Consider the following 11,271-nt stretch of genomic DNA (forward strand, 5'->3'; position numbering starts at 1 on the left):
GGGAATGATCGCTGACAATGGCCCCTTGATACTGCTTGATGACGCGCGTGCAGATGGCAGTGCGGCTCCTGCGCGTCTCTACAAAGATCCCGTCGAGATAATCGAAGCGCGCACATTCCAGGATTTGGCCCCCGCGCTGGAAAGGCTGGCCAAAGCCGGGCAGCGCGGGCTGCATGCGGCTGGCTATCTGTCTTACGAAGCCGGACTGGCTTTGGAAGACCGGCTTGTTGACCGTCTTCCCGATGATCGGGCCTGTCCGCTATTATGGTTTGGCCTGTTCAAGGATTACAGCTTTTTCGAACCGCAAGAGATACTCGCACAGCTGCCCGACCCAAAAGGGGCGTGGCTTGGCAAACTGCGACCCGGACTGTCGCGCGGCGAATATGATCGGGCCTTTGCCAAGGTACAGGATTATATTCGTGCCGGTGATATCTATCAAGCCAACCTGACCTTCCGTTCCTTTGCCGCGCATGCCGGTCACCCCTTGGCGCTATATGCGGCCATTCGCGACCGTGCAAAAGCCGGCTATGGCGGAGCCATATTTGACGGGGAAAACTGGATGCTGTCCTTTTCTCCCGAACTGTTCTTCGCGATGAAGGATGGCCGCATCACCGCCAAGCCGATGAAAGGGACCGCCGCGCGGGTTGCCGATGAAAAGGCCGATGCAGCGGTCCGCGAAGAATTACAAACTGATCCCAAGCAGCGCGCCGAAAACCTGATGATCGTAGACCTGTTGCGCAATGACCTGTCCCGCGCGGCGGAGCCTGGCTCTGTAGCGGTGCCGGAATTGTTTCAGGTTGAAAGCTATCCGACAATCCATCAGATGACGTCGACGGTCACGGCGCAATTGGCTGACGGCCTCCATGCTGTCGACCTGCTGCGCCAGATCTATCCGTGCGGTTCGATCACTGGCGCGCCGAAAATCAGGGCGATGGAAATTATCGACGAGCTCGAAAAGGATCAGCGCGGTATTTATTGCGGATCGATTGGCCGGATTGATGCGAGCGGCGATGCCGCATTCAATGTCGCCATTCGCACTTTCTATATCAATACGGAACAAGAAAGTCTTTCCATCGGCCTTGGCTCTGGCATAGTGGCAGACTCTGTCGGGGGCGACGAGTGGCGAGAATGTCTTGCCAAGGGGAGATTTGCTGCGGTGAGTGACAGTGTGGATAGCACGATTGCTGTGGACCTGATTGAGACGATGGCATTCGATCCGGAAACCGGCATAGTCCGGCTGGAGGCACATCTGGAACGGATGAAGGCCAGTGCTGCCGCGCTGGAATTTGAATTTGACCGCCATGCCGCGCGCAACACGATTCAGGCGATTACCTTCCATCAGGATCAACCGGCCAAGGTCCGGTTGATGCTGTCACGATCAGGCGCGATTGCGATTGAACTGCAACCGATGCCTGCGCCGCTGGCTGAACCGGTACGGGTGGCGCTGACACCGATGACTGCCCATCCGCAAGATTACCGCCTGCATCACAAGACCAGTGACCGCAGCGTCTATGCCGCGCCGGATATCGAGGACAAAGCCTATCCGCTATTCCATGACGCGGACGGCTATCTGACCGAAGGCGCGATCTGGAACATATTTGTTGAACGCGACGGCAAGCTTTTAACGCCGCCGATCAAGCGGGGGGTACTTCCCGGAATATTGCGCGGGCAGCTGATTGCCAGCGGCCATGCGATCGAAGCCGACTTGCTGGCTGGAGATTTGGATAGCGGATTCTATCTGGGAAATAGCCTAAGAGGATTGGTGAAAGCCAAGCTCGCCTAAACACACTTAGCCCTTTACGGAGAATGACATGACCGATCATCTGGAAACCATGGCTGTGCACGCCGGAACCGAGCCGGATCCCACAACCAACGCGCGCATCACGCCCATCTACCAGACCGCGTCTTATGTGTTTGACGATGTCGAGCATGCGGCCGATCTGTTCAATCTCGATGCGGTGGGCAATATCTATACCCGCATCATGAATCCGACCAATGGCGCGCTGGAAGGCAAGATTGCGGCGATGGAAGGCGGTGCGGCAGCGCTGGCGGTTGCTTCGGGCCATGCGGCGCAGCTGCTGGTCTTCCATGTGTTGATGGACCCGGGGGCGCATATTGTCGCAGCGAAGAAGCTCTATGGCGGTTCGCTCAACCAGCTTGCCCATAGCGTCAAGAAATTCGGTTGGAATGTGACTTTCGTGGATGCCGATATATTGGATGAAGTCAAAGGTGCGATTACCGATGAGACGCGCTGCGTTTTTATCGAAAGCCTCGCCAATCCCGGCGGCGTGGTTCAGGATATCGCGGCTATAGCCGATGTCGCACACGCCGCGGGTATCCCGCTCGTCGTCGACAATACGATGGCTTCGCCAGCGCTTTGCCGCCCGATCGAGCACGGCGCGAATATTGTGGTTGAAAGCGGCACCAAGTTCCTCGGCGGTCACGGCAACAGCATTGCTGGCCTGATCGTGGACAGCGGCAAGTTCGACTGGACCAAGAGCGAGAAATTCGCGTTTTTGAACCAGCCTAATCCATCCTATCACGGCAAAGTCTTTACCGAGGCCTTTGGTCCGGTTGCTTTCATACTGGCCGCACGCGCGCTGTCGTTGCGCGATCTGGGTCCTGCCTTGGCGCCGTTTAACGCGTTTCAGGTTTTGACCGGCATGGAAACGCTGACATTGCGGATGGAACGGCATTGCGACAATGCGCTTGCCCTGGCCAAATGGCTGCAAGGCCACGACAAGATTAGCTGGGTTTCCTATGCCGGCTTGCCCGATAGCAACTACCATACGCTGGCCCAGAAATATCTCGGCGGCAAAGGCGGTGCGGTTTTCACCTTTGGTCTGAAGGACGGCTATGACGCCGGCACCAAGCTGGTTTCTGCGGTGAAGATGTTCAGCCATCTCGCCAATATCGGTGACACCCGTTCGCTGATCATCCATCCCGCCTCCACCACACATAGCCAATTGTCGGGAGACGAGCTGGTTGCCGCTGGCGCTGGCCCGGATGTCGTGCGCGTGTCCGTTGGGATCGAACATATCGATGATATTATTGCGGATATGAGCCAGGCGCTTGACTCTCTGTGATGGCGGATGGTGATGGCGACTATGTCTATGACGAAGAAAGCGGTGAGTGGTTGAGTCCGGATGAGGCAGCAGCCAAAGCCAAAGGACCAGAAGTCGTAGACGCCGTGGGCAATATTCTTGCTGATGGGGATGCGGTCACGCTGGTCAAGGACTTGAAGGTCAAAGGGGCAGGGCAGACGTTAAAGCGCGGTACGCTGATCAAGTCCATTCGCCTCACCGGCGATGCGCAGGAAATTGATTGCAGGCATGACGGGATAAAGGGCCTCGTCCTGCGCGCCGAATTTGTGAAAAAGCGCAACTGAACCGATCCTTCTTTCCTACACGTATCAGTCTCTGTTATGCTGGGACAATGTTAGAACCAAATTCGGCCTTTTTGGGTGGTATCGCCACCCCATTGGGGCAGCTCGGTCTGTCGCGCCAGACATTCCGTTCAACCCAATTCCACCCCCGTTTTGCGTATCATTTGTATAATTTCTCAAAGGATGCTGAATTAAAATCAGATTAAAATGATGGCGCAGCCATTCTCCCTGTTGCAGCAGGCTCCCAATGATATTAGGCATCGTCGGCAAGCCTTCCAGAAAGACCTCCCTATGACAAAACTTTCCCAAGCCCTTGGCAGAATTCAACCCTCCGCGACCATGGCCATGTCCGGCCGGGTGACGGAACTCAAAGCGCAGGGCCTTGATATTATTGGCCTGTCTGCTGGAGAGCCTGATTTTGACACGCCGGATTTCGTCAAGGAAGCGGCGATCAAGGCGATTCGGGATGGGGATACCAACTACACGACGGTTGATGGCACGGCGGCTTTGAAAGAGGCGGTGGCCGCGAAATTTCTGCGCGACAATGACCTGACCTATGTGCCGTCCCAGATTTCGATTAATAGCGGCGGCAAGCATACATTGTTCAACGCTCTGGTAGCGACGCTTGATGCGGGGGATGAGGTTATCATTCCAGCGCCTTATTGGGTCAGCTATCCCGACATGGTGAATTTTGCGGGCGGTACGCCGGTTATTGTCGAGGCGGGGGCGGACCAGAATTACAAGATAACGCCGGATCAGTTGACGGCCGCAATCACGCCCAAAACCAAATGGCTGATCCTCAACTCACCCTCCAACCCCACTGGCGCTGCCTATAGCGGGGAAGAGCTGAAGGCGCTCGGTGAAGCCTTGTTGCCGCACCAGCAGGTGATGGTGATGACCGACGATATGTATGAACATATCTGGTATGCCGATTTCCCGTTCACCACCATCGCGCAGGTTTGCCCGGATCTTTATGATCGCACGTTGACGGTCAATGGCTGTTCCAAAGCCTATGCGATGACCGGCTGGCGGATCGGCTATTCCGGCGGCCCTGAATGGCTGATCAGCGCTATGCGCAAGTTGCAGTCGCAATCGACATCCAATCCCAGCTCCATCTCTCAGGCAGCGGCGGTGGCTGCGCTCAACGGTCCGCAGGATTTTCTGGCCGACCGTAATGCTGCATTTTTGAAGCGCCGGGATCTGGTCGTGTCGATGCTGAATGATACGCCGGGTTTGAATTGTCCGACGCCGGAAGGTGCTTTTTATGTCTATCCTGATGCGAGCGAGCTGATGGGCAAGAAAACGCCAAAGGGCAAGACGATCACAACGGATGAAGATCTGATCGGCTATTTTCTGGACGAAGCGCAGGTAGCGGCTGTCCATGGTGCGGCCTTTGGTTTGTCACCGGCATTTCGGGTGAGCTATGCGACATCGGAAGATATTTTGCAGGAAGCGTGCACGCGGATTCAAAAGGCTTGTGTAGCGTTGAAGTAGGAGTCTTTTTTGATTACCTCAGGCGCCGGGCGCTTGAGGTCAAATAAAGAATCTCTTCACCTGCTGAAACTGAATGTCGTCCTGTGATGATATTCACAGCGCAGAAAGCAATCCTATATTAAAGCTGTAACCAATTCAGGGGTCGCTCCGAACACAGGGTAACCACAAGGATAAAAAGATGCCGAGTTTTTTGAAATCAGATTTGACCTACAGCCTCAGTGGCGGTTTTCTGTTGGGCGCGCTGGCGCTGTTTTTCATGCAGCCCAATGAGGACCAGCAGGAATTGAGCCAGAACCTGTCAACGACAGTGACAACTGCTTCGCAGATGATAAGCTGATATTGATTCACAAACGGGGCGTTTGATATGAGCACGATCTTTCCCAAGCTGGCTATCGCCGGTGCCAGCCTTGCCACCTTTGGTGTGTTATGGGCGAGTATGGAAGATACTGCTTCTACGGACCAAGGCCAGTTTATCAGCCAGGCTCATGCGGCTGAAAAAGCGACAATTATCCCTGCTCCCAAAATCGACGCTGCGGAAAAAGGCAAACGTGCTGTAGCAATATTTGCTGGCGGTTGTTTCTGGGGCGTCGAGGGCGTTTTTGAGCACACAAAAGGGGTTATTAGCGCGGCATCGGGATATCATGGCGGCACCAAGCGTAGTGCAACTTACAAACTGGTTAGCGCCGGTCTGACCAACCATGCTGAGGCGGTGCGGGTGGTCTATGACCCCAGCGTCGTGAGCTATGGCGAATTGATGCAGGTGTTCTTTTCGGTAATCGCCGACCCCACGACATTAAATGCCCAAGGACCTGATCGCGGAAAACATTATCGCAGCGCGCTGATCCCGACTAACGGGGCCCAGGCCAAAGCAGCGCGCGCCTATCTTGCGCAGCTGGACAAAGGCAAATATTGGAAGCGGCCGATCGTGACCAAGATAGAGGCCTACAAGACCTTTTACCCTGCGGAAACTTATCACCAGGATTTCATGCAGAAAAACCCCCGTCAGGGCTATATCGTGCGCTGGGACAAACCGAAGATTGCTAATCTCAAGCGGTACTTCCCAAATCAATATCGCTCTAAGCCAGTAACTTAACCTTTTCGTGCAGAAAGTTGCGCAGGAAGTCGCGCCTGTTTAACCCGCTGTTAGCTTGACCTTGGTACCCATGAAGGGAATCGCTCATGGAAACGGTTAACCTAATGGTATCACAAGGCTTCGAAATCGCTATCGCCCTGACCGGTCTCGCCGTTGGCATTGCGTTTATCTGGATAGCGCGCACGCACCCCAATTAATCGCAATTACCGACTATTTAGGGCACAGGACCATCAGCATCTGACGGCCTTCCAGCTTTGGATAAGCTTCGACCTTCGCGTTTTCCTTTGTGTCTTCCTGAACCCGCTGCAACAATTGCATGCCGAGTTGTTGGTGTGACATTTCACGACCGCGGAAGCGCAAGGTTACTTTGACCTTGTCGCCATTGTCGATGAACTTGTTCACATTGCGCATCTTCACCTGATAATCATGATCGTCGATATTCGGACGCATCTTGATTTCTTTGACGTCCTGGACCTTTTGGGTCTTGCGCGCTGCATTGGCCTTTTTCTGGGCTTCGTACTTGAACTTACCGACGTCGAGGAATTTTGCGACGGGCGGTGAAGCATTGGGAGACACTTCCACAAGGTCGAGGCCGACATCCTTTGCTCGCTCGATCGCTTCGCCAGTGTTCATGACGCCAAGATTTTCACCCTTATCGTCGATGACCCGTACGGTATCGGAAATGATCAGATTGTTGAAACGCGGGCCGCCTTTGACGGGCGGTGTGGGACGGCGTGGTGGTGCAGCTATGTTAAATACTCCTCAAAGTTTGAACGAAGCGGCCAATAGCGGGAAATTGCAAGGGTCGCAAATTGTTATATACATATTTAGTGTCTGGGAGGCGCTTGATCAATGGCAAGATCAATTCTCCGGATCTGCCGGTGTGACCTGCGGAATGTCCGCCACCTTGCCAGTATTTTCCAACGACTTCGGCAGCAGTGATTCTCGCTCTGGCAAGGCATCCCGGCTCTTGAGCCATTCACGCATCTGCTCAATTTCCTTGCGCTGGCTGTCAATAATCTGCTGCGCCAACGCCTTTGTTTCGGGGTCTTTGCCATGTTTTAACACGATTTCGGCCATTTCTAACGCACCTTCGTGATGCGCGATCATGCCCTGCATGAAGGCGATGTCGGGATCGGAATGAACCTTGGCCATATTGTCATGCATCTTTGCGTTGGCACGGATATATTCTCTGACCGCTTCGCTGCTCTCGTCGCTAGCCTTTGTGTGATGGGGCATAGCGGCAGTTTCTACGGTTGAACCGCTCTCGTCAACAGGCTTGCATCCGATCAAAGTGACTGCGGCTGCTGTCATAAAAACGATCATAGCCCGTTTCATGCGTCATCTCCTCTCAAATCCGGTGCGAGTGCTTCGTCTTTGAGCATCGCAACTGCCTCATCGACGGTCAGAAACAATTGCTCTTTCTGGCCCAGTTTGCGAAGTGCTACCTTGCCTTCTTCGGCTTCACGCATACCAACAACCAAAATATTCGGTACTTTTGCAAGCGAATGTTCGCGCACCTTATAGTTGATCTTTTCATTGCGTAAGTCCGGAGAAACCCTGATGCCCGCGGCCTTCAGTTTTTCGGTTACCGAGATCGCATAATCATTGGCATCGGTGACGATCGTGGCCACAACCGCTTGGGTCGGGGCAAGCCAAAGCGGCATCTTGCCCGAATAATGTTCGATCAAAATACCGATAAAGCGCTCATACGAACCGAATATGGCTCTGTGCAGCATAACCGGCCGGTGTCGAGCACCATCCTCTGCAATATAACTGGCATCCAGTCGCTCCGGTAATACGCGGTCAGACTGGATCGTGCCGACTTGCCACGTCCGGCCAATCGCATCGGTCAGATGCCATTCCAGCTTGGGTGCATAAAATGCGCCTTCACCGGGCAGTTCTTCCCAGCCATATTCTTCGGTCGCCATGCCGGCGGCATGCACGGCATCGCGCAATTCTGCTTCTGCCTGGTCCCATATTGCGTCGGAGCCGAAACGCTCGTCGGGGCGAAGTGCGAGCTTGATCGAATAGCCTTCAAAGCCCATTTCTTTGTAAATCCGGTCGGCCAGTTCGCAAAATTTCTTGACCTCATCGACAATCTGGTCTTCGCGGCAGAAAATATGGGCATCATCTTGGGTGAATTGTCGCACGCGCATCAGGCCGTGCAACGCACCATGCGGTTCATTGCGATGGCAACAGCCATTTTCATAGATGCGCAGCGGCAGATCGCGATAGCTCTTGATGCCTTGCTTGAAGATCAGGACATGGGCCGGGCAATTCATTGGCTTGATCGCCATCATGTCGGCGTCGGATGAGACCAGCGGCGCATCATCGTCAACGCTCGGAATCTCGTCAGGCACGACGAACATATTTTCGCGATACTTGCCCCAATGGCCCGACTGCTCCCATTGACGCGCATCCATGATTTGCGGCGTTTTTACTTCGTTATAGCCAGCATCATCAATAGCGCGGCGCATGTAAGCTTCTAGCTCGCGCCAAATCATATAGCCTTTGGGGTGCCAGAAAATGCTGCCCATCGCTTCAGCCTGAATATGGAACAGGTCCATTTCCTGACCCAGCTTGCGATGATCCCGCTTGGCCGCTTCTTCCAGCCTTACGAGATGCGCTTTCAACTGCTTCTTGTTTAGCCAGCCTGTACCGTAGATACGCGATAATTGCGGATTGCGCTGGTCCCCGCGCCAATAGGCGCCCGATACACGCATCAGTTTGAACGCTTGCGGATCCAGCTTGCCAGTGGAAGCAAGATGAGGGCCGCGGCACATGTCCATCCAGTCTTCGCCGGACCAATAGACGCTAATCTCATCGCCTTCCGGGAGTTCAGCAGCCCATTCGGCTTTGAACTTTTCACCCTCTTTTTCCCAAAGCGCGATCAGATCATTACGTTCCCAAACCTCGCGACGCAGCGGCTTGTCGGCGTTGATGATCCGGCGCATTTCTTCTTCGATCTTTGGCAGATCATCATCGGTAAACGGATCGCCAGCAGGCGCAAAGTCATAGTAGAAACCATCTTCCGTGGACGGGCCAAAGGTGATCTGCGTGCCGGGAAAGAGGTTTTGGACAGCCTCGGCCAGTACATGGGCAAAGTCGTGGCGGGCGAGTTCCAGCGCTTCGTCTTCATCGCGGGACGTTATCAAGGCCAGCTCGGTATCGACATCCAGCGGCTGCATGATGTCACGAATTTCGCCATCAATGCGCGCAGCCAATGCCGCTTTGGCCAGACCCGGACCAATATCGGCGGCAATCTGTGCGGGTGTTGTACCCGATGCCACTTCACGCGCAGAGCCGTCGGGAAGGGTGATTTTGATCATCTTGGTCATCGGGTTTCAATCTTTAAAGTTCACACAATTCTCACCATAGAATCTCGGAAAACAGCGATTCCTGGATCGAGATTGCCTTAGTCACTCGACGGACCAAGTCAACCACCTCCGGCATAACGAAGGCGGAGGACGTAGGAAAGGATTTTGGCAACGAAGTCAAGACAGTCATGCAAGGACAATTGACACTATGTAATGGGTGCTTGACATTTCGACGAATCACAACCATAAAGTCAAGGTAACATGACATTATGTCAATTTAACTTGAAGGAGAATGTGATGAGAACGAGATTTAACGGCGGCTGTCGGACGGCGCGAAACGCAGATATCGCGATGTGGGCGAGTTTCGCTATATTGTTTCTGGCGATGTTCCGGTGAGTGAGCCATCCACCCCCAATCTCTGGCAACGCACCTATCGCGCGATCAGGCCGGATTGGGTCTTTGGGTTTCTTCTGCTGGTCAGCATCACCATGCTGATTGCCGAAAACCTTGATCCGGAACCGGTTATCGCGGTTGACCCGCTCATGAAAATTCTGGCTCTTTCCGGTCTGACCTTGGTTATCGCCTTTATTGCTACCTATGCAGCGGCAATGGACCGGCGGAAGGTCGAAGACTATTATTTCCAGCTTATGACCAATGGTGCCATTGTGGGAATTATAACCACGCTATTCGTCAATCTGGCCTGGGATTTGCTCTATGGACCGCTAATGGGTGATGATCTCATTGCCATAATGCTGGCCAGTTGGAGTCTGGGATATTTTTTCTATCGAATCAGGGGTTTGAACGCATGAGCAATCATAGCAACCGGGCCGGGGATAGGCCCGAAACGAAAATCCCCCCTTCGATGAAACGCTATTTCTGGCGCTTGGGTATTTTTATGACGGCCTATATGGTCATTCTGATCTGGGGCTTGTCACTCAAAAATTCCGCAAACCCGCCAGAAGGCCTTTTCGTCTATGCTCTTGCGATCCTAACGGCATTGCCAATGTGCGGCGTCTTCTGGACTGTGTTCCGATTGCTGCTCGAAATGGAAGATGAATATCAGCGCTTCCTTGTCGCCAAACAGATCATGCTGGCCACAGCGATTACTTTATGTGCGGCAACCATATGGCAGTTCCTGAACGTCTATGATTTGATGACAGAGGGGCCGCAATGGTTCGGCGTCATCTGGCTGGTGAACTTTGGAATAGCTGGCGGCATTGTCCGGTGGCGTGCATGAAGAACCGATTGAAAGTTCTCCGTGCAGAGCGTGACTGGTCACAGGCGGATTTGGCTGAACGACTGTCCGTCTCACGCCAAAGTGTCAATGCCATAGAAACGGGGAAATATGATCCGTCCCTGCCGCTCGCGTTCAAGATTGCGGCGTTATTTGATATGGCGATCGAAGAGATTTTTCAGCAGGATTAACGGTTGCAGGAGGAGTAGTCGCGATCATTAAGGCATTGATTTACAGGGTGCTGTTAAACCTTGTTCTATTGCCCGCCATTGCAAGCGGCAACGAGGCGCCCACGCGGTAACGATATATAAACCGCGCCCTGCTATTGGCCAAACCGCTATGAGCAATTCGACCCCCGTATGGCACCGTGATGCCAAGGGCGCACGCAAACGTCACGTGCGGATCGAAACTATTGGCAACACCTTTCTGTTTTTTGAAAACCAATGGCGCAGCGAAGCCTATTATTTTGGCGATCTGGTATATCGCGGCTTTACAGGCGGTTCGCATGTTTTTGGCCTGGACGACGGGATCAAGGGGCGCCCGCACTGGCAACTGGGCTTCACCGGTGATCCGCCGGAAGAGCTGACAAAATTGTTGCCAAAATACAAGCGGCCGATGTTGAGCGGTGTGGGCATGCTGATCATTGCGTTTCTGTGTCTCGGGATTGTTTATTTCGGCTCGCCGCACGTTTGAGTTGATGTCATTCCAGCTCCTGCGTAGGCAGAAGCACATAACATCAGCGAAA

At 53.8% G+C, this 11,271-nt stretch carries 13 protein-coding genes; 10 read left to right on the plus strand and 3 right to left on the minus strand.

Annotated elements, in window-relative coordinates; translation table 11 throughout:
* The first annotated feature begins 4 nt into the window (after window positions 1–4).
* From pabB to msrA, 6 genes are all read left to right on the plus strand, one after another.
* Entirely contained in the window at window positions 5–1,783 is a 1,779-nt protein-coding gene (gene pabB / locus ACO6S1_RS08595) for an aminodeoxychorismate synthase component I (RefSeq protein ID WP_422345899.1), read from the plus strand.
* A gap of 28 nt (window positions 1,784–1,811) precedes the next feature.
* Entirely contained in the window at window positions 1,812–3,086 is a 1,275-nt protein-coding gene (locus ACO6S1_RS08600) for an O-acetylhomoserine aminocarboxypropyltransferase (RefSeq protein WP_422345900.1), read from the plus strand.
* Window positions 3,086–3,388, plus strand: coding sequence for an alkylphosphonate utilization protein (locus ACO6S1_RS08605; protein WP_422346163.1), 303 nt, complete (start codon window positions 3,086–3,088; stop codon window positions 3,386–3,388). Before ACO6S1_RS08600 ends, ACO6S1_RS08605 begins: the two co-directional genes overlap by 1 nt.
* A gap of 288 nt (window positions 3,389–3,676) precedes the next feature.
* Window positions 3,677–4,879 (plus strand): pyridoxal phosphate-dependent aminotransferase, encoded by a 1,203-nt coding sequence (locus tag ACO6S1_RS08610; RefSeq protein WP_422345901.1) that lies wholly within the window; start codon window positions 3,677–3,679, stop codon window positions 4,877–4,879.
* Between the two features lie 178 nt (window positions 4,880–5,057).
* Window positions 5,058–5,216 (plus strand): hypothetical protein, encoded by a 159-nt coding sequence (locus ACO6S1_RS08615; RefSeq protein WP_422345902.1) that lies wholly within the window; start codon window positions 5,058–5,060, stop codon window positions 5,214–5,216.
* Between the two features lie 27 nt (window positions 5,217–5,243).
* Complete coding sequence (gene msrA / locus ACO6S1_RS08620; protein WP_422345903.1) at window positions 5,244–5,972, plus strand: peptide-methionine (S)-S-oxide reductase MsrA; 729 nt, start codon at window positions 5,244–5,246, stop codon at window positions 5,970–5,972.
* A gap of 210 nt (window positions 5,973–6,182) precedes the next feature.
* Here the strand turns inward: msrA and infC are convergent, their stop codons facing one another.
* From infC to thrS, 3 genes are all read right to left on the minus strand, one after another.
* Entirely contained in the window at window positions 6,183–6,722 is a 540-nt protein-coding gene (gene infC, locus ACO6S1_RS08625; RefSeq protein ID WP_108811070.1) for a translation initiation factor IF-3, read from the minus strand.
* 111 nt (window positions 6,723–6,833) lie between these two features.
* Window positions 6,834–7,310 carry a CopM family metallochaperone gene (copM, locus tag ACO6S1_RS08630; RefSeq protein WP_422345904.1) on the minus strand — a complete coding sequence of 159 codons (477 nt, stop codon included), beginning with the start codon at window positions 7,308–7,310 and terminating at the stop codon, window positions 6,834–6,836.
* Window positions 7,307–9,313 carry a threonine--tRNA ligase gene (gene thrS, locus ACO6S1_RS08635; protein ID WP_422345905.1) on the minus strand — a complete coding sequence of 669 codons (2,007 nt, stop codon included), beginning with the start codon at window positions 9,311–9,313 and terminating at the stop codon, window positions 7,307–7,309. The genes copM and thrS overlap by 4 nt, the downstream gene beginning before the upstream one ends.
* A 371-nt stretch (window positions 9,314–9,684) precedes the next feature.
* On the opposite strand from thrS, the gene ACO6S1_RS08640 reads away from it, so the two are divergent.
* From ACO6S1_RS08640 to ACO6S1_RS08655, 4 genes are all read left to right on the plus strand, one after another.
* The gene (locus tag ACO6S1_RS08640; protein WP_422345906.1) at window positions 9,685–10,101 is read left to right on the plus strand and encodes a hypothetical protein; all 417 of its coding nucleotides are present in this window, start codon (window positions 9,685–9,687) and stop codon (window positions 10,099–10,101) included.
* Window positions 10,098–10,529: a hypothetical protein gene (locus ACO6S1_RS08645; RefSeq protein WP_422345907.1), complete on the plus strand. Its 432-nt coding sequence runs from the start codon at window positions 10,098–10,100 to the stop codon at window positions 10,527–10,529. The genes ACO6S1_RS08640 and ACO6S1_RS08645 overlap by 4 nt, the downstream gene beginning before the upstream one ends.
* Window positions 10,526–10,717, plus strand: a complete 192-nt coding sequence (locus ACO6S1_RS08650; RefSeq protein WP_422345908.1) for a helix-turn-helix transcriptional regulator — start codon at window positions 10,526–10,528, stop codon at window positions 10,715–10,717. Before ACO6S1_RS08645 ends, ACO6S1_RS08650 begins: the two co-directional genes overlap by 4 nt.
* A 148-nt stretch (window positions 10,718–10,865) precedes the next feature.
* The gene (locus tag ACO6S1_RS08655) at window positions 10,866–11,219 is read left to right on the plus strand and encodes a hypothetical protein (RefSeq protein ID WP_422345909.1); all 354 of its coding nucleotides are present in this window, start codon (window positions 10,866–10,868) and stop codon (window positions 11,217–11,219) included.
* Window positions 11,220–11,271 lie beyond the last annotated feature (52 nt).

Source organism: Parasphingorhabdus sp. (assembly GCF_965233695.1).
Classification (GTDB): Bacteria; Pseudomonadota; Alphaproteobacteria; order Sphingomonadales; family Sphingomonadaceae; genus Parasphingorhabdus.